The sequence below is a fragment of the Streptomyces sp. HmicA12 genome (assembly GCF_000373565.1).
Lineage (GTDB): Bacteria > Actinomycetota > Actinomycetes > Streptomycetales > Streptomycetaceae > Streptomyces.
On the sequence record NZ_KB891851.1, the window covers coordinates 197,791 to 221,161 of the forward strand.

The window sequence follows — 23,371 nt, forward strand, 5'->3', positions numbered from 1 at the left end:
GGCAGTGCGCTCAGTTCTTGACGAGGAGGCCGCGTCCGCGCAGCACGCGGCGCTCCAGCGGGCTGAAGATCAGCAGGTCGATGACGATACCGACGATCAGGATCAGGAGGATGGCGAGGAAGACCATGGGCATCGAGGAGTTGGTGCGCCCGTTCTCCAGGAGCTGGCCGAGGCCGATGCCCAGGTCGGGCGAGGACGCGATGATCTCGGCGGCCATCAGGGACCGCCACGAGAACGCCCAGCCCTGCTTCATGCCCGCGAGGTAGCCGGGCAGCGCGGCCGGCAGCACCACGTGCCGCAGGCCGTTCAGGCCCGTGGCCCCCAGGGTGCGGCCCGCCCGCAGATACAGCGGCGGGATCTGGTCGACACCGGCCACCAGACCGTTGGCGATCGAGGGCACGGCACCCAGCAGGATCACCGCGTACATCATCTCGTTGGTCAGGCCCAGCCACAGCACGGCCGGCGGCACCCAGGCGACCGACGGCAGCGACTGGAGGCCCGACAGGATCGGTCCGATCGCCGCGCGCACGAACTTCACCCGCGCGACGAGCAGCCCCAGCGGCGTGCCGATGACCAGCGCGAACAGGAAGCCCAGCAGGCCGCGCGAGACGCTCGTCCAGACATAGCCGAGCAGGTCGCCCTTGAGCCAGGACGTCTGTACCTCGTGCCACACGTCCGCGGGGGACGGCAGCTTCGTCGGATCGTCGACGATCTTGAACGAGATCAGTGCCTGCCACACCACCAGGATCACGAGGATCGCGGTCAGCGGCGGCAGGACCTTGTCCCGCAGCGTCCTCGAGAACGGGGTGCGGCTCGCGTGCGTCGTCTCCAGCGCGTCGAGCCCCGCCTCCAGGCCCGCGAGGTCGTCGTGCCGGGCCCCGGCCTTGTCGACGGCCGGGGCCGGTTCAGTCCTTGCCATGGCGACGGATCTCCCCCCGCAGTTGTTCGGTGATCTCGACGGAGAGCTCCGCCACGTCCGCGTCCTCGATCCGGCGCGGCTGCGGGATGTCCACCGTCCACTCGTGGGCCACCCGGCCCGGACGCGAGGACAGCAGCACCACACGCTGCGCGAGCTTCACGGCCTCGCGCACGTTGTGCGTGACGAACAGGATCGACAGGTTCGTCTCCGCCCAGATCCGGGTCAGTTCGTCGTGCAGCACGTCCCGGGTGATGGCGTCGAGCGCGGCGAACGGCTCGTCCATCAGCAGCAGCCGGGCGTCCTGGCCGAGCGCGCGGGCGAGCGCCACCCGCTGGCGCATGCCGCCCGACAGTTCGTGCACCCGCTTGCCGTACGCGCCCCGCAGCCGCACCAGTCCGAGGAGTTCCTCGGCGCGGCCGCGGCGGTCCTGCTTGGGAACTCCCCGCATCTTCAGGGCGAGTTCGATGTTCTTGCCCGCGGTCAGCCACGGGAACAGGGCGTGCTCCTGGAACATCAGGGCGGGCCGCCCGTCCGTCGCGATGGAGCCGGCCGACGGGGCGTCGAGCCCCGCGACCAGGTTGAGCAGTGTCGACTTCCCGCAGCCGGAGGCCCCCAGGAGAGTGACGAACTCGCCCGGAGCGACATCGAGGGTGATGTCGTCCAGGACGAGCTGGGAGCCCGCCGGCGTGGCGAAGGACTTCGAGACGTGCTCGATCCGTGCGGCCTGGCCGCCCGTCGCGGCGGCGGAGTCGGCCGCCTTGGCGAGTGTCGTCGCCATGGTCGTCACCTCCTGGGGTCTCAATAACTCGGCTGTATGGAAAGGGGATTGAGTTACTTGACGCCCAGGCTCGCGTCGTCGACCGCCGACGCGCCCTCGGCCTTGAGGATCTTGTTGAGCGGCTTCAGGTCGTAGATGCCGTTCAGGTCGGGCTTCTCCAGCAGGCCCGCCTTCACCGCGTGGTCGGCCTCACTGGTGAGCGTGGAGGCCAGCGGGTCGTCGGTGAACTGGATCGACTTCCACGCCGGGTCGAGCACCTCGGCGGGCAGCGCCTTGCCGGAGTCGGCCTCCAGCTGCTTGTTGGCCGAGGCCTTCGCGTCGTCCGGGTTCGACTTGATCCACGCGTTGGTCTTCACCGAGCCGCGCAGCACCGCCTCGACGACGTCCGGGTGCGCCTTGAGGAACTTCTGCGACACGATGATGTTCGTGATCACGAAGGTCTTGTCGGGCCACAGGTCCTTCTCGTCGAGCAGCACCTTCGCGCCCTCGGCGACCAGCTTGGACGCGGTCGGCTCCGGCACCCACGCGCCGTCGATCGAACCGGACTTGTAGGCGTCCGGGGTGATCTTGTTGTCGGTGCGGACCACGGAGACGTCGCCCTTGCCGGACTGGGCGTCGACCTTCCAGCCCTTCTCGGCGATCCAGTTCAGCAGCGCGACGTCCTGCGTGTTGCCGAGCTGCGGGGTGGCGATCTTCTTGCCCTTGACGTCGTCCAGGGTCTTGATCTTCTTCGGGTTGACGACCAGCTTCACACCGCCGGCCGCGCTGCCGCCGATGATGCGCAGCGAGGTGCCCTTGGACTTGGTGAAGCCGTTGATGGAGGGCGAGGGACCGATCCAGCCGATGTCGATCGATCCGGCGTTCAGCGCCTCGATCTCGGCGGGCCCGGCGTTGAAGGTCGAGTACTGCGCCTTCGTGCCCTTCAGTTCCTTCTGGAAGATGCCCTGCTCACGCCCGACGAGCGCGGTGCCGTGGGTCAGGTTGCCGAAGTAGCCGATCTTCACGGTGTCCGCGGAGAGGGTCTTGCCCTTGGCGGAGACGTTCTCCTTGGAGCTGTCGTCGTCGGCAGACCCGTATCCGCAGGCCGTCGCGGTGAGCGCGAGGAGCGGCAGGGCGGCGACGGCGGCGAGTGAGCGTCGCACAAGGGTCGAGCGATTGGCAGGCACGGGAGGTGTTCCTCTCGTAGGCCCGGCGGGTCACGCGCCTATGGCGTGGCCGGGAGGTCGACTGGTCTTCGTCTTCTGATGTACGGGGCGTGGGGGGTGAGGGCGCGCAGGCAGTGCGCGTACGTCTTCACGCACATCGGGCGACCCCGCCCTGTCCGCTGCCGAGGGCGCCGCTGCCGACGCGGCCGCCCTCCTTGGCGAACGTCCCGTAGTAGTCGATGGAGATCATGGTGATCAGAAGTCCCAACCGTCTTCGTCAGCAACGGAGTTGGCGGTGGTCTCGGCGGCGTTGGCGAACGCCTCGCCGGCCATGCCGGCGGCGAGCGTCGTGCCGTCCGCCGGGTCGATCAGCAGGAAGGAGCCGGTGCGCCGCGAGTCCGCGTAGGAGTCGATGGCGAGCGCCTCGGCGAGCCGCACCTTGACCCGGCCGATGTCGTTCGCGACGAGCTGCCCGGGCGCCGGGTGCTGGGAGAGGTCGTCGAGCGTGAGCCTTGAGGGGATCTCCTTGACGATCGCCTTGACCGTGCGGGTGGTGTGCTTGAGCAGCACCCGCTGGCCGACGACGAGCGGGGTGTCGGCGACGTGGCAGACGGTCGCCTCGACGTCCTGCGAGGTGGCGGGCGCGTCGTGGCTCGGCACGATCAGGTCGCCGCGCGAGATGTCGATGTCGTCCGCCAGGCGCAGCGTGATCGACTGCGGCGTCCACGCGATGTCGACGGCCGTGCCGAGCAGGTCGATCCCGGCGACCGTCGACGTACGGCCCGACGGCAGTACGGTCACGGACTCGCCGACGCGGAACGTGCCGGCGGCGATCTGACCCGCGTATCCCCGGTAGTCGGGGTGCTCGGCGGTCTGCGGACGGATCACGTACTGCACGGGAAGGCGCGCGTGGCAGCTGGTCAGGTCGTGGCTGACCGGCACCGTCTCCAGGTGCTCCAGGACGGTCGGGCCGCCGTACCAGTCCATGTTGGCGGACGGCTCCACGACGTTGTCCCCGGCGAGCGCCGAGATCGGGATCGCGGTGATCTCCGGGACGCCCAACTCGCTGGCGTACGCGGTGAATTCCTCGGCGATCCGCGCGAAGACCTGCTCCTCGTACGCGACGAGGTCCATCTTGTTCACGGCGAGCACGACGTGCGGGACGCGCAGCAGCGCGGCGACGGCGGCGTGCCGGCGGGTCTGCTCGATGACGCCGTTGCGGGCGTCGACGAGCACCACGGCCAGGTCGGCGGTCGAGGCGCCGGTGACCATGTTCCGCGTGTACTGCACGTGCCCCGGGGTGTCCGCGAGGATGAAGCGGCGGCGCGGGGTCGCGAAGTAGCGGTACGCGACGTCGATCGTGATGCCCTGCTCGCGCTCGGCGCGCAGTCCGTCGGTGAGCAGCGCGAGGTCGGGCTCGGCGGCACCGCGCGAACGCGAGGCGTGCTCGACGGCCTCCAGCTGGTCGGCGAGGACCGACTTGGAGTCGTGCAGGAGGCGGCCCACGAGGGTGGACTTGCCGTCGTCGACCGACCCGGCCGTGGCGAAGCGCAGCAGGGTCGTGGCCGACAGACCGGCCAGCTCTTCAGCAGCAGTGGTCGTGCTCATGGTTAGAAGTACCCCTCGCGCTTACGGTCTTCCATCGCGGCCTCGGACATCTTGTCGTCCGCGCGGGTGGCACCCCGCTCGGTGAGCCGGGACGCGGCGATCTCGGCGATGACCTTCTCGATGGTCGTGGCGTCCGAGTCGACGGCGCCGGTGCAGGACATGTCGCCGACGGTGCGGTAACGGATGAGGCGGGTCTCGACCGTCTCGCCGTCCTTCGGGCCGCCCCAGTCGCCGGCCGTCAGCCACATGCCGTTGCGGCTGAACACCGGACGCTCGTGGGCGTAGTAGATATCGGGGAGTTCGATGTTCTCGCGGGCGATGTACTGCCAGACGTCGAGCTCGGTCCAGTTGGAGAGCGGGAAGACGCGGACGTGCTCGCCGGGTGCGTGGCGGCCGTTGTACAGCTGCCACAGCTCGGGGCGCTGGCGGCGCGGGTCCCACTGCGAGAACTCGTCGCGCAGGGAGAACACCCGCTCCTTGGCGCGTGCCTTCTCCTCGTCGCGGCGCCCGCCGCCGAAGACCGCGTCGAACTTCTCGCTCTGGATCTTCTCCGTGAGCGGGACGGTCTGCAGCGGGTTACGGGTGCCGTCGGGCCGTTCCTTCAGGGCGCCGCGGTCGATGTACTCCTGTACGGAGGCGACGTGCAGCCGCAATCCGTGCTCGGCCACCGCGCGGTCGCGGTACTCGATGACCTCGGGGAAGTTGTGCCCGGTGTCCACGTGCAGCAGGGAGAAGGGGATCGCGGCGGGCGCGAACGCCTTCAGCGCCAGGTGCAGCATGACGATGGAGTCCTTGCCGCCCGAGAACAGGATCACCGGCCGCTCGAACTCGCCCGCCACCTCGCGGAAGATGTGCACCGCCTCGGACTCCAGAGCGTCCAAGTGGCTGAGGGCGTAAGGGCTGTCCGTCTCCTCGGAGGCGGTCACTACGGTCGTCATGCGGCGAGACCCCTTTCGGCGAGCAGCGCACGCAGCGCCGCCGCGGACTCCTGCACGGTCTGGTTCTGCGACTCGATGCGCAGGTCGGGCGATTGCGGTGCCTCGTAGGGGTCGTCCACCCCGGTCAGGCCCGTCAGTTCACCGGCGGCCTGCTTGGCGTACAGGCCCTTCACGTCGCGGACGGAGCACACGTCGACGGGAGTGGCGACGTGCACCTCCAGGTAGGCGGTGCCGCCCGCCTGGTGGCGCTTGCGCACCGCCTCGCGGCTGTCCGCGTACGGGGCGATGACCGGCACCAGGGCCAACACGCCGTTACGGGCGAGGAGTTCGGCCAGGAAGCCGATGCGCTGCACGTTCGTGTGCCGGTCCTCACGGCTGAAGCCGAGGCCCGCCGAGAGGTACTCGCGGATCTCGTCGCCGTCGAGCACCTCGACCTGACGGCCCTCGGCGCGCAGCGTGTTCGCCAGCTCGTACGCGATGGTGGTCTTGCCGGCACTCGGCAGACCCGTGAGCCAGATCGTGGCTCCGGTCACTTGCTTCTCCAAGGTCTGTGTCTGGTGCGTGAGTTCGGGCTCCCCGGCGGTCTCAGCCATGGATGCCGCACTCGGTCTTGCCGCTGCCCGCCCACCGGCCGGCGCGGGCGTCCTCGCCCTCCAGGAGGCGGCGGGTGCACGGGGCGCAGCCCACGGACCCGTAACCGTCCATCAGGAGCGGGTTGGTGAGCACGCCGTGCTCCGCGACATAGGCGTCGACGTCGTCCTGGGTCCAGCGGGCGATCGGCGAGACCTTGACCTTCTGCCGCTTCTCGTCCCAGCCGACGACCGGCGTGTTCGCGCGGGTCGGGGACTCGTCGCGGCGCAGCCCGGTGGCCCAGGCGGCGTACCTGGTCAGCCCCTCTTCCAGCGGCTTGACCTTCCGCATCGCGCAGCACAGGTCGGGGTTGCGGTCGTGCAGCTTCGGGCCGAACTCGGCGTCCTGCTCCGCGACGGTCTGACGGGGCGTCAAGGTGATGACGTTCACGTCCATCACGGCCTCGACGGCGTCCCGGGTGCCGATCGTCTCCTCGAAGTGGTAGCCGGTGTCGAGGAACACGACGTCCACGCCGGGCAGGGCGCGCGAGGCGAGGTGGGCGACGACCGCGTCCTCCATGGACGAGGTCACACAGAACTTCTTGCCGAAGGTCTCCGTCGCCCACCGGAGGATCTCCAGGGCGGAGGCGTCCTCCAGGTCGCGCCCGGCCTGCTCGGCGAGCGCCTTCAACTCTTCTGCTTCAGAGGTGACTTGAGCGGTCGTCATATCTCTTCCCCTCCACCGTCGTTGCGCTGAAGTCCACGGGACAGCAGCCCGAGGAACTTCAACTGGAAGGCTCGGTTGCATGCCGCGCATTCCCAGGCGCCGTGACCTTCCTCGTTCGGACGAAGGTCTTCGTCGCCGCAGTACGGGCAGTAGAAGGGGGCGGCGCGCTCGCTCATGAGAGGGCCTCCTCGGAAGCGCGGGAGGCCCACGTCGCGAACCGCTCGCCGTCCTCGCGCTCCGCCTGGAAGCGCGTGAGGACCCGCTCGACGTAGTCGGGCAGTTCGGTCGCGGTTACCTTCAGGCCGCGGACCTTGCGGCCGAACCCGGCCTCCAGGCCGAGCGCGCCGCCGAGGTGCACCTGATAGCCCTCGACCTGCTCCCCGTTCTTGTCGAGCATCAGCTGGCCCTTGAGACCGATGTCCGCGACCTGGATGCGGGCGCAGGCGTTCGGGCAGCCGTTGAGGTTGATGGTGATCGGCTCGTCGAAGTCCGGGATACGGCGCTCCAGTTCGTCGATGAGCGAGGCGCCGCGCGCCTTCGTCTCGACGATCGCGAGCTTGCAGAACTCGATGCCGGTGCAGGCCATGGTGCCGCGCCGGAAGGGGGAGGGGTTGACCCGCAGATCCAGCGCCTCCAGTGCGGAGACGAGCGCGTCGACCTGGTCCTCCGCCACATCGAGGACGATCATCTTCTGCTCGGCGGTGGTGCGCAGCCGGCCCGAACCGTGGGCGGCCGCGACCTCGGAGATCTTGGTGAGCGTGGCGCCGTCCACCCGGCCGACGCGCGGGGCGAAGCCGACGTAGAAGTTGCCGTCCTTCTGCCGGTGCACGCCGACGTGGTCGCGCCACCGCTCGACGGGCTGGGCGGGCGCGGGCCCGTCGACCAGCTTCCGCTTCAGGTACTCGTCCTCAAGCACCTGGCGGAACTTCTCGGTGCCCCAGTCGGCGAGCAGGAACTTCAGACGGGCGCGGGTGCGCAGCCGCCGGTAGCCGTAGTCACGGAAGATCGAGATGACGCCTTCGTAGACGTCCGGCACCTCGTCCAGCGGCACCCAGGCGCCGAGCCGCTGCCCGATCTTCGGGTTGGTGGACAGGCCGCCGCCGACCCACAGGTCGAAGCCGGGCCCGTGCTCGGGGTGGTTCACGCCCACGAACGCGATGTCGTTGATCTCGTGCACCACGTCGAGCAGCGGCGAACCGGAGATCGCCGACTTGAACTTGCGCGGCAGGTTCGAGAACGCCGGGTTGCCGATGATCCGGCGCTGGATCTCGTCGATCGCCGGGGTGCCGTCGATGATCTCGTCCGCGGCGATCCCGGCGACGGGCGAGCCGAGGATCACGCGGGGCGTGTCACCGCAGGCCTCGGTCGTGGACAGCCCGACGGCCTCGAGCCGCTCCCAGATCTCGGGCACGTCCTCGATCCGGATCCAGTGGTACTGGATGTTCTGCCGGTCGGTGATGTCGGCGGTGCCGCGCGCGAACTCCTGCGAGATCTCGCCGACGACACGCAGCTGCTCGGTGGTCAGCCGCCCGCCGTCGATCCGGACCCGCAGCATGAAGTACTCGTCGTCCAGCTCCTCCGGTTCGAGGACGGCCGTCTTGCCGCCGTCGATCCCGGGCTTGCGCTGGGTGTACAGACCCCACCAGCGCATGCGTCCGCGCAGGTCATTGGGGTCGATGGAGTCGAAGCCGCGCTTGGAGTAGATCGTCTCAATGCGTGTCCGCACATTGAGACCGTCATCGTCCTTCTTGAACTGCTCGTTGCCGTTGAGCGGCGTGAAGTGGCCCACGGCCCACTGGCCCTCGCCGCGGTGACGGCTCACCTTGCGGCGGGGCGCGGCCGGGGTGGGCTTTTCAGGGGTGGCAGCCATGGAGGTAATTCCTTACGGGCAGGCTTAAGACGGCTCTGACCCGCACACTTCGCGCGAGGCGCGGCGGTGCGCAGGGAGATACAAGTGAATCCGACGAAGGCGGAAAGTCTGCGGTGCTGGTTCTCTCAGCGCGCCGGACAGATGGCGCTGGACATGCGGCCGAAGTCGACGTGCCGCCGACTCACCAAGGCAATTCCAGCTGTAGACATGACGGAAGCGTGTCATGGGACTTTGGGCCCGGTCCACCATCGTCCGCGATGTGGACGCATGTGTCCCACATCGCGGACATGTGTGGTCCGGGTCACGTCGGAGGGGTATCCGACTGCCCGGATTGCGGCGAAAGGCCTGTTCGGTGCGGGGGTTCCGCGGGGCGGTGCGATCCCTAAGCGCCGGGCCACGGTCCCGGAGCGGCCACCTCGGGCTCCTCGCCGTCCTCCGTCCTGAACAGCCGGAACCCGCGCCGCTCGTAGTTCGCCATCGCGTGCTCCCCGTCCAGGGAGCACGTGTGCAGCCACACCCGCTTGGTCGGCGTCCGCTCGGGCCACCGCTCGGCCAGGTCCCAGGCCCGCGCCACCCCGTACGACAGCAGGTGTCCGCCGATCCGCCGCCCGCGGAAGGCGGGGATCAGCCCGAAGTAGACGATCTCCACGACACCGTCGTCCTGCGCGTCCAGCTCCACATATCCGGCCGGCGTACCCCGGTCGTACGCGACCCAGGTCTCGGCCCCGGGCCTGCCGAGCTGCTCCTGCCACTGCGCGTACGTCCATCCGAGCCGGTCGATCCACTTGATGTCGCCGCCCACGGACGCGTACAGGAACCGGCTGAACTCCGGCGACGGCACCTCGGCGCGCACGATGCGCACGTCGTCGCCCGGGGGCGGGGTCGCGGGGCGCAGATCGGCCGGGGAGGTCTGTTCGAGGGACCAGGTGGTGACGGTGACGGTGTTCATGGGGGACATCGGATCACGGGGCGGGCGGGGCGGCCAAGGTGGGGCCGAAGGGCGTCCGACATGCGGGTTCGGCCGTCGCGGGGGGCTCAGACCGTACGGGCGCGGTCCGGGCGGCGTATCGCTTCCCAAGGGGCCAGATTCCAGGGGCTGCGCGCGTCGGACGGATCGAGGAGGCGGCGCAGGTGGGCGTCGGCCGTGGTCTGCGGGGCGGCGAAGGACGCGTCCGGGGTGCCGCGCAGACCGTCCCGCCACACCTGCCGCCCCAGCAGGTAGTGGTCCGCGTACTCCTGCCAGGAGTTGTACGTGCCCGCCACCCGCGGTACGACGTTCTTGAGCAGGTTCCAGGCGTCGGCCTCCGTCACCAGACCACAGGCGAAACCGCGGCGCGTGAGGTCGGTGTACAGGGCGATGTCCCAGGCGAGCGGTTCGACGCCGAGGCGGGCGCGGGCCGCGGCGCGGTAGCCGGAGCGGGCCAGGTCGCCGAGGCGGCCGATCAGCTGCTCGCGCGTGTGGATCTCCCACTCCTCCGCGAGCCGGTGCCGGGCCCTGTCGTCGTCGATGCGGGTGAAGGGGTACAGCGTCGTGCGCGCCGCGTCGCGGTCGCGGCTCACCGGGGCGCCGAGCGAGACCATCCAGAGCTGGTGCAGCGTGAGCGGGGTGGGGTACTTCCGCTCCGTCCTCTGCTTGCCCATGACGCGTGTGGCTCGTGTGACGCCCGTGACGAGTGCGGTCAGTGAGAGTGCGGCCACGGGGGCGGAGCGTACCCCTGGCCGCCGGTGAGGTCTGTGAGGTGGCCGACGCGTGACGCTAGCGTGAGGCCCATGATCGTATGGCTGAACGGCACCCACGGCGCGGGCAAGACGACGACCGGTGCGCTGGTGCAGCGACTGATCCCGGATTCACGGGTGTTCGACGCCGAGAAGGTCGGCGAGACGCTCATGGACATCAAGCCGGCGCTGCCCTGGACGGGTAACTTCCAGCACTGGCCGCCGTGGCGGCCGCTGGTCGTGGAGACCGCCCGCCGCGTGCTCGACTACGCCGGCGGCACCCTGGTGATGCCCATGACCGTCCTCGTCGAGGCGTACTGGCGCGAGATCAGCGCGGGCCTCGCCGAACACGCCATCCCCGTACGGCACTTCGTGCTCCACGCCGACCAGGAGACCCTGCGCGGGCGCATCGAGGGGGACGTCGTGATGGGGCCCTCCATATTCCGCATGGAGTACCTCGAACCGTACGCGGAGGCGGCCCGCACCTGGCTGCACGCCGAGGCGGAGGTCGTCGACACCACGCACATCACCCCCGCCGAGGCCGCCCGGCGGATCGCGGATGCGGTCACCGCGGTCAGGGCTCCGGATTCCGCGCTCTGACCACCGCAGGCGCCGTCGAATGCGGCAACAGGTCCAACGGGTCCTCGGGCAGCAGCACTTCGACCTCCGCGTCCTCCAGGAAGCGGTACGGGCGGTGTGCGAGGAGACCGCCGAGATAGCGGCGCACCCGGGACATCTCCGCGCGCACCGTCACCGTGCGGCCCGGGTCGCCGAACAGGTCCTCGGCCAGACCCGCCGCGCTGCGCCCGTCCGGGTGCAGGGCCAGCAGGTACAGCAACTCGGCGTGCCGCGGGCTCAGTTCGTGCGCCCAGGGCGCCGCGCCGCCCGACACCCGCATCGAGCAGCGGCGCGGCCGACTCAGGTCCAGGGTGATCCGGGTCGCGGCCAGCGGCTCCGGCACGTCGTCCATCAGGAGCAGCAGCCAGCCGCTGGGCAGCGGTGTCGCCCGGCAGGCGCCGAGCGAGGGTATCCAACAGATGCCCTCGGTCAGGGACTTGGGCAGAGCCACCCGCTCCGGGAGCGGCATCCCGGTGACCGCGGCGGGCCAGCCGTGCCGGTCGACGGCGATAGCCCGGCCGTCGATGCGGGCGAGCAGCGGGGCGGCCACCGCCCGCAGCCGCTCCAGGCCCGCCACATGCCGCTCGCGCAGCCGGGCCTCGGCGAGCTGGGCCACCGACGTCACCCACGACAGCGTTGCCGGATGCATGGTCTCCATCGGCCCGCTGACGTCCACGACGCCGAGCAGCCGCCCGTCACGCGGATCCATGATCGGCGCGCCCGTGCAGGTCCACGAGTGGTGCGAGCGCACGAAGTGCTCGGCGGAGAACACCTGGACGGGGCGGCGCGTCACCAGCGGGGTGCCGACCCCGTTCGTGCCGACGACGTCCTCCGCCCAGTGCGCACCCACCTGGAAACCGAGCCGGTCGCCCTTGCGCAGCACCGCCGGATGCCCCTCGCGCCACAGGATCCGGCCCTCCGCGTCACTGATCACCATGATGTGCTGCGCGGCCTCGGCCACCGCCACGAGGCCCTCGCGCAGCACGGGCAGGACGGGCAACAGCGGCGAGGACTGCCGCCGTTCCTCCACCTCGTCGACGCTCAGCAGGCTCGTGCGGACGTCACGGTCCGGATCGACGCCGCCGCGCAGCATCCGCCCCCAGGACTCACCGATCACCGGCCGGGGCAGCACCGGCGGCCGCTGCCCCGAGAGCGTCGCGTCGCGTACGCCCTTGAGCAGCCGGGACGCCAGCCTCACGTCCATCGCGGACAGCCGCGCCAGATCGATCGTCGAGTCGTTCTTCATGCCTGCTTCCTCGCTCTGCGAGAGGTGTGCGGGGAGTCACGACGTCACGCGCTCCCCGAGCCACGGCAAGGGTCGGTCTTATGAAGGATCGTTGCAACCCCCTGCAACCCTGGCGAACAGCCGTGCGGCGTTTGAAAATGGGACCAACGCCGCCTCCCCTGGCGGCGCTCAAGCTCCCCTGTGGGGCCTCTGAAGGCGGGGATGGTGCCGTGTCGGCGCAGCACCATCCCCGCCGACCAGCCCGTCGCCCGCATCGGCGCCGGGCGGTCAGACGGGCCGCGCCCGTTCCACGAGTCCGGCCAGGTCGAGCGTGTGCGGCAGCGTCCCGAACGCCGCGCCCCCGTCCCCGCCGAGCCGCGTCGCGCAGAACGCGTCCGCGACCTCGGCCGGCGCGAACCGTACGAGCAACGACCCCTGCAGGACGAGGGCGATCCGCTCCACCAGGCGCCGGGCCCGCGCCTCCATCCCGTCCAGATCACCGAGTTCGGTCAGCAGGTGCTTGACCGCCGTGTCGAGGCGGTGGTCCGCGCCCCGCGCCTTGCCGATCTCCATCAGAAAGGCGTTGAACGCCTCCGGTTCACGCTGCAACGCCCGCAGCACGTCGAGCGCCTGGACGTTCCCCGAGCCCTCCCAGATCGAGTTGAGCGGCGACTCGCGCAGCAGCCGCGGCATGCCCGACTCCTCCACGTACCCGTTGCCGCCCAGACATTCGAGGGCCTCCGCCACCAACGGCGTACAGCGCTTGGTCACCCAGTACTTGGCGGCCGGCACCGCGATCCGCAGAAAGGCCCGCTCCCGCGGATCGTCCGCGTCGTACGCCGCCGCGAGCCGCAGCGCCAGCGTCGTCGCCGCCTCCGACTCCAGGGCCAGGTCGGCGAGCACGTTCGTCATCAGCGGCTTGTCGAGCAGCCGGCCGCCGAACGCCTCCCGGTACGTGCAGTGGTGCACCGCCTGCGCCACGGCCTGCCGCATGAGCGCCGCGGAGCCGAGCACACAGTCCAGACGGGTCGCCGCGACCATGTCGATGATGGTGCGCACCCCGCGCCCCTCGTCGCCCACCCGCTGCGCCCACGTCCCGTCGAACTCGACCTCGGCCGACGCGTTCGACCGGTTGCCGAGCTTGTCCTTGAGCCGCTGGATCGCGAACGGGTTGCGGCCGCCGTCCGCCAGGACCCGCGGCACCAGGAAGCAGGTGATCCCCTCGTCGGCCTGCGCGAGCACCAGGAAGCCGTCCGACATGGGCGCGGAACAGAACCACTTGTGGCCCGTCAGCTCGTACGTCCCGGCATCGTCGAGGGCGCGGGCCCGCGTCGTGTTGGCCCGTACGTCGCTGCCGCCCTGCTTCTCCGTCATCCCCATGCCGAACAGCGCCCCGGCCTTCCGCGCCGCGGGCCGCAGCCCGGCGTCGTAGAGGGACGAGGTGAGCAGCGGCTCCCAGACCTCGGCGAGGTCGGGACGCGCGCGCAGCGCCGGAACCGCCGCGTGCGTCATCGACAGCGGGCACAGATGACCGGCCTCGACCTGCGACCAGACCAGGAAGGCGGCCGCGCGCCGCAGATGGCCGCCCGGCCGGGTCCAGGCCGCGGTGAGCCCGGACGAGACGCCCTTGCCGAGGAGGCGGTGCCAGGACGGATGGAACTCGACCTCGTCGATCCGGTGTCCGTAGCGGTCGTGCGTGCGCAGGACCGGCGGGTTCTCGTTCGCGAGGCGGCCCCACTCCTGGGCCTGGGCCGAACCGGCCGTCCGGCCGAGCAGTGCGAGCTCCGCGCCCGCCTCGGCGCGGAGCTCGGGTGCCAGGTGCCGGGTCACGCCCTCGGTGAGCACCCGGTCGGTGGTGAAGACGTCGTACCCCGTCAGGGGCGGGGGCTGGTTCCCCACGGTGTGCGTGCTGCCTGCCATGTCTGGAACCTACCCGGGCGTCCCTCGACGCCTCACCACCGCACTCAGCCGATGTGTGCCATCGCCTGCTCCCTCTCCGGTCCCCTCTCGGGCCGCGGCACGTCCGCCGGCGGCCAGTCCTCGCGGTACACCGTGTCGAGATAGCGTTCGCCGAGGTCGGGGGCGATCGCCACCGAGGTGAGGCCGCGCCGCCCGTGCCGGGCCAGCCACTGGCCCGCCCCGCTGATGACGGTGCCCGTCGAGCCGCCGAACAGGAACCCGCGGCTCGCGAGCCGGCGGCACACCTGCACCGCGTCGCTCTCCTCGACGTGCACGACGTCGTCGATGTACGAGGTGTCGAGCAGCGGCGGCCGCACACCCGCCCCGAGCCCCGGGATCCGCCGGGGCCCGGCGGGCCCGCCGAAGGTGACCGAGCCGACGCTGTCGACGGCGACGATGCGCACCGGGCGCCGCCACTGCCAGAACCAGCGGGCGCAGCCCATCAGCGTCCCCGTCGTCCCGGCCCCCACGAACAGCACGTCGAGGCGCGGGAAGCGCCGGGCGATGGCCGGGGCCGTGGTGCGGTAGTGCGCCCGCCAGTTGCCGGCGTTGCTGTGCTGGTCGAGCCAGACGTACCGGTCGTCCGAGGCGCACAGGGCCCGCACGTAGGCGAGCCGGGCGCCCAGGAGACCGCCGTGGGCGGTCGGTTCGCGCACGACGTGCACCTGGCTGCCGAGCGCCCGCATGAGGCGGATCGTCGGCGCGTTGCAGCGCACGTCCGTGACGCACAGGAACCGGTAGCCGCGATGGGCCGCGATGACGCTCAGCGCCACGCCCAGGTTCCCGGACGACGACTCGATGAGCACGGAACCGGGCCGCAGCAGCCCGTCCCGTTCGGCGGCGTTCACCATCTCGGTGGCGGCCTTCATCTTGATGGATCCGGCGAAGTTGAAGCCCTCGCACTTCAGGAAGAGCGGCAGGCCCATCGAGGCCCGCAGATTGACGTAGAGCTCCTCTTCGTTGAACTGTGCGGGATCGTCAATGACTGACATGTCGTCCCGCCCCCCTCTCCTTGGGTCCCCCGTTATTCATGTCCCCCTGCTCCTGTTCTCCGGCTGGTCAGCCGTGGCGTCGTAGTTCGTTGAAGAAGCCGTCCACCACGTGCAGTTGCCCTCTGCGGGCCACTTCGTCGTGCACGAAACGGCCGACGGCCAGATCGAGTACCCCCAGTCCGAACGGCGAGAACACCACGGTCCGGTCGCCCGGCACGCGGGCCCTCCCGGTGAGCACGTCGGCGAGCGTGCCGTCGACGAAGTCCCGCTTCCCGGTGAGCTGTTCGGCCAGATGCGGTGACGTGTCCGCCTTGAGACAGTGCTCGACGTCGTCGACGTAGTTCGCGGACGCGAGCAGGATCTCGGGCGCCAGGTCGCGCAGCGAGACGTGCAGCACCAGCGGATGGTGACCGAACCAGGCCGGGTCGTGGATGTGCGGGCGTGCGGCGACCGTCGCGAACACGATCAGGTCGCTGGACCTGATGAGGGGTTCGGCGGCGTCGTGCACCGTGATCTTCCCCTGGGTGCCCGCCCGCTCCAGGTAGGAGCGGAAGCCCGCCGCGCTGTCCGCCGCCACGTCGTACACGCCCGTCTCCTCGAACTCCCAGCCCGTGGCGGCGAGATGGGTGTGGATGTGCCGGGCGATCAGTCCGGTGCCGATGAAGCCGACCCGGGTCGGGCGCGTCCGCTCGCGGCTGAGCCGGTCGGCCGCGAGGGCCGCGGAGGCGGCGGTGCGGGTGGCGCTGATCACCGAACTCTCCAGGCAGGCGTACGGATACCCGGTGTCCGGGTCGTTGAGGATCAGCACGGCGGAGGCCCGCGGCAGGCCCGACGCGGTGTTCTCCGGAAAGCTGGAGATCCACTTCAGACCGTCCACGCGCAGTGGTCCGCCGAGCGAGGCCGGCAGCGCGATGATGCGGGCGGTGGGCCGGTCGGGAAAGCGCAGGAAGTACGAGGGCGGGTTCACCGTCCCGCCCGCGTCGTGCTGCCGGTAGACCGCCTCGATCAGCTCCGCGGTCTCCGACTCCCTTCCTTTCAGGGCCTCTTGGACCTGTGCACCGGAGATCACGGCGAAGGTGGGGGTCATGAGGTGCCCACCTCGGCCGTGGGGGCGCAGTCGGCGAGCCGGACCGGGTCGGCCAGCGCGGCGAGCACCTCACGGGGGCCGTCGAAGGGCTCCCTGCTGTGCGCGGTGCGGACGTTGTCGACGAGCAGCAGGTCACCGGAGGCCCAGCGGGTGCGCACGGTGTGCGCCTCGTACACCTCGTTGAGGGCGCGCACGACGTCCTCGTCGATCGGATCGCCGTTGCCGTAGCGGGTGTTGAAGGGCAGCCCGTCGACGCCGTACTCCTCGACGAGGAACTCGCGGACCTCCGGCTCCATCGTCCACTCGCTCAGGAACGCGATCTGGTTGAACCAGACGCGGCGGCCGTCCACCGGATGGTGCAGGACCGCGGCGCGGTGCTGCCGGGTGCGCAGCGAACCGTCGGGCCGCCACGCGAAATCGATGGCCTGCTCCCGGCAGTACGCGGCCACGGCGTCCCGGTCGTCGGTGCCGAACGCCTCGGCGACCGACGCCCCGATCTCGTCGTGGTACGTCCGCGTGAGCAGCCACCCCTCCTGCTCGAACCGCTTGGTCAGCCCGGCGGGGAGCGCGTCGAGGACGGCGGCGGCGTCGGCGAGGCCGGTGGCACCCCCGCTCGCCGGGGCCTCCAGGCAGGCGAAGAGCATCAGTCCGGGGAACTCGACGGCGTAGCTCACCTCGTGATGCATGCACATCTGCTGGGTCGGCGGCCACTTGGTGGCCGAGTACACGTCGTCCCCGTACGAGCGCCGGGGCGCGAACGGCTCCCGGTCCGGCATCAGCGTGCGGGCGACGCGGCGGAAGACTGCTCCCGCCGTGTCGGGGCCGGTCAGGCCTAGGCCGCGGACGAGCAGACAGCCGTGCTCGGCGACGGCGGCCCGCAGATGGTCGCGGTGCCGGGCCGCCCACTCCTCCGGACTGCCGTCGCGCTCGGCGCGCAGCACCGGCGGGCTCCCGGGGGAGAGGTCGAGGTCGTGGGACGGGGTTGAGAGCGGCATGCGGGTGCGGTTCCTTTCAGAAGTTTCCCGGAGCGGTTCCGGGCGGTTCTCGGTCGGTTCGGTTCTCAGACGGCTCGGTCGAGCAGCGCCGCGAGGTCCGTGAGGACCGGCCGGCGCGTGACGTCCTTGAGGGTGAGCGCCCGGTCGAGGGCGATCACCAGCTTCACGGCGGCCAGGGACGTGCCGCCGAGGTCGAAGAAGTGGTCGTGGCGGCCGACACGTTCGACGGGTACGCCGAGCACCTCGGCCCAGGCGGCGGCCAGCCGGCGCTCGACGTCCGTACGGGGAGGCTCCGTCGCCGTGCTGTCGAGCTCCTCGGCGAGCGCGGTCAGCGCACGGCGGTCGACCTTGCCGTTGCCGGTGAGCGGCAGCCGCTCCCGCCAGTGCACGGCGTACGGCACCATGTATGGCGGCAGCGAAACCGCCAACTCGTCTCGTACGTGGGTGAGTTGTGCAGGGTCGGGTGCGGTGCAGAACGCGGCCAGCTGGGTGCCGCGCACCACGACCACCGCGCCGTCCCGGACTCCGGCGACCCGCAGCAGCGCGTTCTCGATCTCGCCGAGCTCGACCCGGAAGCCCCGGATCTTCACCTGGTTGTCGCGCCGCCCGAGGAACTCCAGCTTCCCGTCGGCCCGCCAGCGCCCGTGGTCGCCGCTGCGGTACAGGCGCTCGCCCGGCCGGTAGGGGTCCTCGGTGAACGCGGCCTTCGTGCGCTCCGGGTCGTTTACGTACCCGCGCCCGACGCACACCCCCGAGAAGACGATCTCGCCGGGCGCGCCGAGCGGCACGGGCAGCAGATCCTCGTCGACGACGTAGATCCGCACGTTCGCGACCGGCCGCCCGAGCGGCACCCGGTCGCCGTCGGGGGCCCGCTCCATCACCTCGTGGTTGGTGTCGTCCGACGTCTCCGTCAGGCCGTACGCGTTGACGAGGCGCACCCCGGGCCGGGCCGCGAACCAGCGACGCACCAGCTCCGCCTTCACCGCCTCGCCGGTCACCGACACGCAGCGCAGGAAGGGGAGTTCGCGTGGCCGCTGGCCCAACTCGGCCAGCACGGCCTCCAGATACGACGGCACGACCTGCAGCACGTTCACCCGGTCGCGCTCCACCGCCTCCACGAACCGCGGCACGTCCAGGATCGTCTCCTGCCCGATCACGCACGTGCGCCCGCCGACGACCAGGGCGGCCACCAGCTGCCACAGCGAGATGTCGAAGCACTGCGGCGCGGTCTGCGCGACCACGTCACCGGAGCCGATCCCCAGGTCGTCGATCTTCGCGAGTACGTGGTTGAGGAACCCGGCGTGCTCGCACATCGCGCCCTTGGGCTCGCCGGTGGAGCCGGACGTGAAGTAGAGGTACGCGAGTTGGTCCGGGCCGATCCGCAGGCCGAGGTCGGTGTCGAGGTGCCCCTCGGAGCAGGCGCCCGCCACGGACACGGTGCCGCTCGCGGCCCGGTCGTCCGTGACGACGAGCGAGCAGCCCGCCCGGTCGAGCATCCCCGTGATCCGCTCCCGCGGGAAGTGCGGCTCGACGGGCAGATACGCGCCGCCCGCCTTCAGGACGCCGAGGACGGCGGCCATCCACTCCAGGCCGCGCTCCATCACCACGGCGACGACCCCTTCGGGCCGCAGACCGCGTGCAAGGAGCGCCCGACCCACTTGATTGGCACGGGAGTTGAGCTCGGTGTACGTCCACTGCCGCTCCCCGTGCACGGCCGCGACGGCCTCCGGGTGCGCGGCGGCCCGCTCCTCGAACAGCTCGTGCACCCGCCGGTCGGGCAGATCGCGGTGCGGTCCCGCCAACTCCTCCAGCTGGTAACGGAGTTCTTCCTCGGAGAGCAGGCTCCGGCGCAGCGGGGCGGTGAGCGCGGCGACGTGGTAGCCGGCGATGCGCTCGGCGGCCGCGCGGTCGTAGGTGTCGGGGCGGTAGCGCAGGCACAGGGTGTGCCGGTCCGTGACGCCGACGCGCAGCGCGGTGTCGTCGGGTGCGGCGGACAGCGCGTCGAGCACCCGGGCGTGCGCGGACTCCAGCGCCTCGTGGGACGTCGACAGGCCCGCGGGAAGCCGCACTTCGTACTCGGTCATAGAGGTCATGGCCCTACCTCCCCACCGCGGGGTTTCCGCCCCAGCGTGCTTGTGGCGGCATCTGCTCGCCCTTCATCAGGAAGGAGTCGGGGGCGAGCACGGCACCGTCGCCCATGTCGACGCCGTAGTGGACGAGCGCGCCCGTGCCGAGGCTGCAGCCCGCGCCGATCGCGATGCGGTCGGACTTGAACGTGCCGTCCTCCTGCGAGTGCGCCTGCACCTTGGTGTGCGCGGCGAGCGTGCTGTCGTCGCCGATCGACACCAGGGTCCGCTCGGTGATGCTGACGCCGTCGTCGAAGACCCGGCGGCCGAGCCGGACGCCGAGCGCCCGCCACACCACGTTCTTGAACGGCGTCCCGTTGAACGCGGCCAGATGGTTGTCCGGCACCTTCCACAGCCGCTCGTGCCACCAGAAGTACGGGTCGTAGATCGAGCACAACCGCGGCTCCAGCGGCCGGAAGCGGCACAGGATCCGCTCCACGAGCACGTAGTAGCCGGTGCTGAACGCGAGCGCGGCGACCATGCCCGCGCCGACGAACAGTCCGCCGGTCCGGCCGTAGTGGTCGGACAGGTCGAAGGCGGCGAACCCGAGGAGCGAGAGCGCGAACCAGTGCAGCCAGCGCACACCGAGGAACAGCGCCATCGAGCGCAGGTTGAAGCGGTTCTTCGCGGCGAGCCTGCGGGGCAGTTCGGCCCCCTCACGCAGATGGTCGAAGCGGCTGTCGCGCTCCACCGAGCGCGGGATCTCGAACGGCGGCGAGCCGAGCAGCCCCACGCCCTCGCGCACCTCGCCGTCCAGCGGCACGAGCACCTTGGTCGCGAGCAGACAGTTCTCGCCGGTGCGGCCGCCCGCCGGGTAGGCGATGTGGTTGCCGAGGAAGTTGCGCGCGCCGATGGTGGCGCGCGAGACGCGGAACGACGTGGCCGAGAAGTCGGCGTTCACGACGGACAGACCGTCGGCGACCATCGTGCCGCTGCCGACCGTGGCCAGGTGCGGCGTCTCGTGCTGCACCTCCGTACCGAAGTTGGAGCCGGTCTGCTCGACCTGCGACAGGTCGTAGCCGATGGCGCGCAGGTAGCCGACGATGTACGAGCTGTCGCCGCACAGCCACTTGAAGAACTTGAGGTTCGTCATCCGGGCGATCGCGCGCTGCACCGAGTAGTGGAAGCCGTACAGCGGATACGTGCGGTCCTCGCGCAGCAGCGGCCGCAGCGCGCGCGGCACGAGGGACACGACGGCGAATCCGAGGACGAGGAACCCGACGAAGCCCGCGAGCGACAGGGCGAGCGCCTGCCCGTAGAACGCCGCCGACGTCAGGTCGTTCGAGGCCGGCGAGAGCAGCGAGCCGAGCGCGGGCACCTCGGTGAGCAGCAGATAGCTGCCGCCGATCGCGAGCGGCACGTACAGCAGCAGCATCTGCGCGAGGCCCCCGAGCGCGTACCAGGACCGGCGGACGGCCGAGGTGCGGGCGGGCGGCACCCGGACGTAGTCGACGTCCGTGCGGCGCGCGGGAGAGCCGTGCCAGTGCTCGCCCGCCGGGACCGAGGCCCCGTCGTAGAGGGCGGAGGCATGGCCGAGCTGGGTGCCGTCGCCCATCGACGTACCGATGTCCAGGACGGTCTTCTCGCCGACGTACACGTCCCGGCCGAGCGTGACCGGGCCGGTGCGGATCCGACCGGCGTGCGCCCGGTAGCCGAGGAAGTGGCACTCCTTGCGGACCACCGTGCCCGCGCCGATCGTCAGCAGGTCCGTGCAGACCGGCACGTCGCGCGACAGGATCGTCACGCCCTTGCCGATCCGCGCGCCGAGCAGCCGCAGGTACAGCACGTACAGCGGGTTGCCGACGAACAGCACCATCGGGTTGGCGTGCAGCAGCGCCTTCACGGTCCAGAAGCGGACGTACGCGAGGCTCCACACCGGGAACTCGGTCTCCCGCCACCGGCCGACCAGCAGCCACTTCGCCACGATCGGCACGACGCACGCGCCGGCGAACAGGGCGCCGCCGAACATCACCGAGCGCAGGTACACGTCGGCGCCGCCGGAGCCCGCGGACACCCACTCGTAGCCGGCCGCGGTGGCCAGGCCCGCGACCGCGCAGTACACGGCGAAGACGAGGAACTGCAGGGCGCCGCAGACCAGATAGCGGCGCGTGCTGCCGGGCGGCGGCGGTGGCTCCGGCGGCGCGGCCGGGACCGGCTCGGCCGCCGGGACCGCGTCGAGCGCGGCCGCGAGCGAGCGGATCGTGGGATGGCCGTACACGTCCCGCATCGACACCGACGGCAGGTCGGTGCGTTTGCGCACGCGGGCGCAGAAATGTGCCATCACCAGGGAATTGGCGCACAGATCGTCGAAGAAATGACTCTCGGGCGGCACATGATCCTGCCGCACGACATCCGCCAGAACTTCGGCGAGAACGATTTCGGTGCCGTTCGCCACAGATGCTCCTCGTGGTTATCGCTGTTGTTTCTGAAAAGCAGGAGCAAACGGTGAAATGCGCACCTCGCACGGCAGCGCTTCTGCAACGGGCAAGGCCCGCAACCCCCGATGTCCCCCCAGGTACGTTGCGCTCGCACGGCCCCCCGCCGGGCACAACGAATACAATCCGGATTCTTTCTGCCGTTTCATGAACGGTTCAACCCGGATTGAACAGTTGGCTCTTTCCCGTTCCCCGGCGCTGACGCGGTCATGTCGTTTCTTCGTTGAAATGGCGTCCACTGCCGGGGAACTCACACGGAAGACGGCATAAAGGCGCCGGGCGGTTCCCCGCGAGTGGCCGCGTCATTCGGCCAGCGCGGTTCCGGCAGTGGACGCCGGGCCGGGCACGGCACCGGGGATGGGTGTGGCCACGTGTGACGGATACCTTTAGGGCGTGCAGCCAGCAAGTGAATCCCCCCAGCCGCAGGGCCGTCTCCACCGGGCGCGTGTGCTCTACCAGAACGTCTCCAAGCGCAGGACCGCCTGGCTGCTGCTCAAGGACACCGTCAACTCCTGCATGGAGTACCGCATCCTGGGCCTGGCCGCCGAGGCGGCGTTCTTCACGCTGCTGTCGGTGCCGCCCCTGCTGTTGTCGCTGGTCGGACTGCTCGCCTACGTCGACGCGTGGACCGGCGCCAACACCATCGAGGGGGTCCGCGACAACATCCTGGAGGCCTCGCGCACCGTCCTCACCGACGAGGGCGTACGGGAGATCGCGCAGCCGATCCTGGACGACGTCCTCAAGGGCGGCCGCCCCGACGTCATCTCCATCGGCTTCCTCATCTCGCTGTGGTCGGGCTCGCGCGCGGTGTCGACGTTCGTCGACACCGTGACGGTGATGTACGGCCTCGACGGTGTGCGCGGCATCGTCAAAACGCGGCTGCTCGCGTTCCTGCTGTTCCTGGTGGGCCTGGTGGTGGGATCGGTGGCGCTGCCGTTGATGATCGCCGGTCCCGACGCGGTCATCGCCCTCGTCCCGTGGTCGGAGACGCTCGTCCAGATCCTGTACTGGCCGGTCGTCCTGATCCTCTCGATCGCCTTCCTCACGACGCTGTACCACGTGTCCGTGCCGGTGCGCTCGCCGTGGATCGAGGACGTGCCGGGGGCGCTGGTGGCGCTCGCGATGTGGATCCCGGGCAGCTTCCTGCTGCGGCTGTACATCACCAACACCATCGAGGGCCCGACGATCTACGGCTCGCTGGCCGCGCCGGTCGCGGTGCTCCTGTGGATCGGCGTGTCCGCGTTCGCGGTGCTCGTCGGCGCCGCGGTGAACGCCGCGATCGACCGGGTGTGGCCCTCGGTCGCCACGGCCGCGGCGCGGGCCGCGAACGAGCGGGTGCGGACGGCTGTCGCCGCGCAGCTGGTGGCCCGCTCCGAGGCGGCGCGGGATCCGGACGACCCCGACATGCCGTCCGAGTTCCCCGAGCGCTGGTCGAAGTTCCTGCCCCCGGAGGACGTGACGTCACGCCTGCGGACGACCCACACCCGCCGCGACGTTCCTCCGGAGGACGAGGAGGCCTGACGCCCGGCCCCGCCGTCTCGGGGCGGCGCCCCCGGCGCGGGGTGAGCGCTTCATCGGGCGGCCGGTACAGCGCCGTTCGCGGGTGATCGCCCGGTGGGGGCTGGTCGCGCAGTTCCCCGCGCCCCTTATGGGGCTGGTCCTGG

The 23,371-nt window shown here is 70.8% G+C and carries 20 protein-coding genes; 2 read left to right on the forward strand and 18 right to left on the reverse strand.

What is annotated here, in order from left to right; all coding sequences use genetic code 11:
• Nucleotides 1-10: 10 nt before the first annotated feature.
• The 11 genes from B072_RS0139930 to B072_RS0139980 form a co-directional block, all read right to left on the reverse strand.
• Nucleotides 11-919, reverse strand: coding sequence for an ABC transporter permease (locus B072_RS0139930; protein ID WP_018535612.1), 909 nt, complete (start codon nt 917-919; stop codon nt 11-13).
• Nucleotides 906-1,697 carry an ABC transporter ATP-binding protein gene (locus B072_RS0139935; protein WP_018535613.1) on the reverse strand — a complete coding sequence of 264 codons (792 nt, stop codon included), beginning with the start codon at nt 1,695-1,697 and terminating at the stop codon, nt 906-908. The genes B072_RS0139930 and B072_RS0139935 overlap by 14 nt, the downstream gene beginning before the upstream one ends.
• A gap of 53 nt (nt 1,698-1,750) precedes the next feature.
• Complete coding sequence (locus B072_RS0139940; RefSeq protein ID WP_026246814.1) at nt 1,751-2,863, reverse strand: aliphatic sulfonate ABC transporter substrate-binding protein; 1,113 nt, start codon at nt 2,861-2,863, stop codon at nt 1,751-1,753.
• A 234-nt stretch (nt 2,864-3,097) separates the two neighbouring features.
• Nucleotides 3,098-4,450: a sulfate adenylyltransferase subunit 1 gene (locus B072_RS0139950; protein ID WP_018535616.1), complete on the reverse strand. Its 1,353-nt coding sequence runs from the start codon at nt 4,448-4,450 to the stop codon at nt 3,098-3,100.
• A gap of 2 nt (nt 4,451-4,452) precedes the next feature.
• Nucleotides 4,453-5,388, reverse strand: a complete 936-nt coding sequence (cysD, locus tag B072_RS0139955) for a sulfate adenylyltransferase subunit CysD (RefSeq protein ID WP_026246816.1) — start codon at nt 5,386-5,388, stop codon at nt 4,453-4,455.
• Entirely contained in the window at nt 5,385-5,981 is a 597-nt protein-coding gene (gene cysC / locus B072_RS0139960; protein WP_018535618.1) for an adenylyl-sulfate kinase, read from the reverse strand. Before cysC ends, cysD begins: the two co-directional genes overlap by 4 nt.
• Nucleotides 5,974-6,684, reverse strand: a complete 711-nt coding sequence (locus tag B072_RS0139965; RefSeq protein ID WP_026246818.1) for a phosphoadenylyl-sulfate reductase — start codon at nt 6,682-6,684, stop codon at nt 5,974-5,976. Before B072_RS0139965 ends, cysC begins: the two co-directional genes overlap by 8 nt.
• Complete coding sequence (locus B072_RS47180) at nt 6,681-6,860, reverse strand: hypothetical protein (RefSeq protein WP_078506741.1); 180 nt, start codon at nt 6,858-6,860, stop codon at nt 6,681-6,683. The genes B072_RS0139965 and B072_RS47180 overlap by 4 nt, the downstream gene beginning before the upstream one ends.
• Nucleotides 6,857-8,554 (reverse strand): nitrite/sulfite reductase, encoded by a 1,698-nt coding sequence (locus tag B072_RS0139970; RefSeq protein WP_018535620.1) that lies wholly within the window; start codon nt 8,552-8,554, stop codon nt 6,857-6,859. Before B072_RS0139970 ends, B072_RS47180 begins: the two co-directional genes overlap by 4 nt.
• Nucleotides 8,555-8,936: 382 nt before the next feature.
• Nucleotides 8,937-9,503: a GNAT family N-acetyltransferase gene (locus B072_RS0139975; protein ID WP_018535621.1), complete on the reverse strand. Its 567-nt coding sequence runs from the start codon at nt 9,501-9,503 to the stop codon at nt 8,937-8,939.
• Between the two features lie 86 nt (nt 9,504-9,589).
• Nucleotides 9,590-10,252, reverse strand: a complete 663-nt coding sequence (locus B072_RS0139980) for a DUF1266 domain-containing protein (RefSeq protein ID WP_234019019.1) — start codon at nt 10,250-10,252, stop codon at nt 9,590-9,592.
• A gap of 72 nt (nt 10,253-10,324) precedes the next feature.
• Here B072_RS0139980 and B072_RS0139985 point away from each other — a divergent pair, with 72 nt between their 5' ends.
• Entirely contained in the window at nt 10,325-10,870 is a 546-nt protein-coding gene (locus B072_RS0139985) for an AAA family ATPase (RefSeq protein ID WP_018535623.1), read from the forward strand.
• Here B072_RS0139985 and B072_RS0139990 read toward each other — a convergent pair.
• From B072_RS0139990 to B072_RS0140020, 7 genes are all read right to left on the reverse strand, one after another.
• On the reverse strand, nt 10,845-12,134 hold the full coding sequence (locus B072_RS0139990) for a helix-turn-helix domain-containing protein (RefSeq protein WP_018535624.1): 1,290 nt from the start codon (nt 12,132-12,134) through the stop codon (nt 10,845-10,847). The genes B072_RS0139985 and B072_RS0139990 overlap by 26 nt on opposite strands.
• A gap of 267 nt (nt 12,135-12,401) precedes the next feature.
• Nucleotides 12,402-14,033, reverse strand: coding sequence for an acyl-CoA dehydrogenase family protein (locus B072_RS0139995; protein WP_018535625.1), 1,632 nt, complete (start codon nt 14,031-14,033; stop codon nt 12,402-12,404).
• A 44-nt stretch (nt 14,034-14,077) separates the two neighbouring features.
• Nucleotides 14,078-15,064 carry a 2,3-diaminopropionate biosynthesis protein SbnA gene (gene sbnA / locus B072_RS0140000; protein WP_018535626.1) on the reverse strand — a complete coding sequence of 329 codons (987 nt, stop codon included), beginning with the start codon at nt 15,062-15,064 and terminating at the stop codon, nt 14,078-14,080.
• A gap of 67 nt (nt 15,065-15,131) precedes the next feature.
• Nucleotides 15,132-16,151 (reverse strand): 2,3-diaminopropionate biosynthesis protein SbnB, encoded by a 1,020-nt coding sequence (sbnB, locus tag B072_RS0140005; protein ID WP_018535627.1) that lies wholly within the window; start codon nt 16,149-16,151, stop codon nt 15,132-15,134.
• The gene (locus B072_RS0140010) at nt 16,148-17,146 is read right to left on the reverse strand and encodes a TauD/TfdA family dioxygenase (RefSeq protein ID WP_018535628.1); all 999 of its coding nucleotides are present in this window, start codon (nt 17,144-17,146) and stop codon (nt 16,148-16,150) included. Before B072_RS0140010 ends, sbnB begins: the two co-directional genes overlap by 4 nt.
• Nucleotides 17,147-17,211: 65 nt before the next feature.
• A complete protein-coding gene (locus B072_RS0140015) occupies nt 17,212-19,230 on the reverse strand; it encodes a non-ribosomal peptide synthetase (RefSeq protein WP_018535629.1) in 2,019 nt (672 codons plus the stop codon).
• Nucleotides 19,231-19,243: 13 nt separating this feature from the next.
• A complete protein-coding gene (locus tag B072_RS0140020) occupies nt 19,244-21,667 on the reverse strand; it encodes a Pls/PosA family non-ribosomal peptide synthetase (RefSeq protein ID WP_018535630.1) in 2,424 nt (807 codons plus the stop codon).
• A gap of 433 nt (nt 21,668-22,100) precedes the next feature.
• Here B072_RS0140020 and B072_RS0140025 point away from each other — a divergent pair, with 433 nt between their 5' ends.
• Nucleotides 22,101-23,228 carry a YihY/virulence factor BrkB family protein gene (locus tag B072_RS0140025; protein WP_026246820.1) on the forward strand — a complete coding sequence of 376 codons (1,128 nt, stop codon included), beginning with the start codon at nt 22,101-22,103 and terminating at the stop codon, nt 23,226-23,228.
• Nucleotides 23,229-23,371 lie beyond the last annotated feature (143 nt).

Coding starts and splice junctions, on each gene's coding strand:
- cysD (WP_026246816.1), bottom strand. CDS start 5,388: ATGACGACCGTAGTGACCGCCTCCGAGGAGACGGACAGCCCTTACGCC.
- sbnB (WP_018535627.1), bottom strand. CDS start 16,151: ATGACCCCCACCTTCGCCGTGATCTCCGGTGCACAGGTCCAAGAGGCC.
- B072_RS0139985 (WP_018535623.1), top strand. CDS start 10,325: ATGATCGTATGGCTGAACGGCACCCACGGCGCGGGCAAGACGACGACC.
- B072_RS0140015 (WP_018535629.1), bottom strand. CDS start 19,230: ATGACCGAGTACGAAGTGCGGCTTCCCGCGGGCCTGTCGACGTCCCAC.
- B072_RS0139975 (WP_018535621.1), bottom strand. CDS start 9,503: ATGAACACCGTCACCGTCACCACCTGGTCCCTCGAACAGACCTCCCCG.
- B072_RS0139990 (WP_018535624.1), bottom strand. CDS start 12,134: ATGAAGAACGACTCGACGATCGATCTGGCGCGGCTGTCCGCGATGGAC.
- B072_RS0139970 (WP_018535620.1), bottom strand. CDS start 8,554: ATGGCTGCCACCCCTGAAAAGCCCACCCCGGCCGCGCCCCGCCGCAAG.
- B072_RS0139965 (WP_026246818.1), bottom strand. CDS start 6,684: ATGACGACCGCTCAAGTCACCTCTGAAGCAGAAGAGTTGAAGGCGCTC.
- B072_RS0139935 (WP_018535613.1), bottom strand. CDS start 1,697: ATGGCGACGACACTCGCCAAGGCGGCCGACTCCGCCGCCGCGACGGGC.
- B072_RS0139930 (WP_018535612.1), bottom strand. CDS start 919: ATGGCAAGGACTGAACCGGCCCCGGCCGTCGACAAGGCCGGGGCCCGG.
- B072_RS0140010 (WP_018535628.1), bottom strand. CDS start 17,146: ATGCCGCTCTCAACCCCGTCCCACGACCTCGACCTCTCCCCCGGGAGC.
- sbnA (WP_018535626.1), bottom strand. CDS start 15,064: ATGTCAGTCATTGACGATCCCGCACAGTTCAACGAAGAGGAGCTCTAC.
- B072_RS0139950 (WP_018535616.1), bottom strand. CDS start 4,450: ATGAGCACGACCACTGCTGCTGAAGAGCTGGCCGGTCTGTCGGCCACG.
- B072_RS47180 (WP_078506741.1), bottom strand. CDS start 6,860: ATGAGCGAGCGCGCCGCCCCCTTCTACTGCCCGTACTGCGGCGACGAA.
- B072_RS0139995 (WP_018535625.1), bottom strand. CDS start 14,033: ATGGCAGGCAGCACGCACACCGTGGGGAACCAGCCCCCGCCCCTGACG.
- cysC (WP_018535618.1), bottom strand. CDS start 5,981: ATGGCTGAGACCGCCGGGGAGCCCGAACTCACGCACCAGACACAGACC.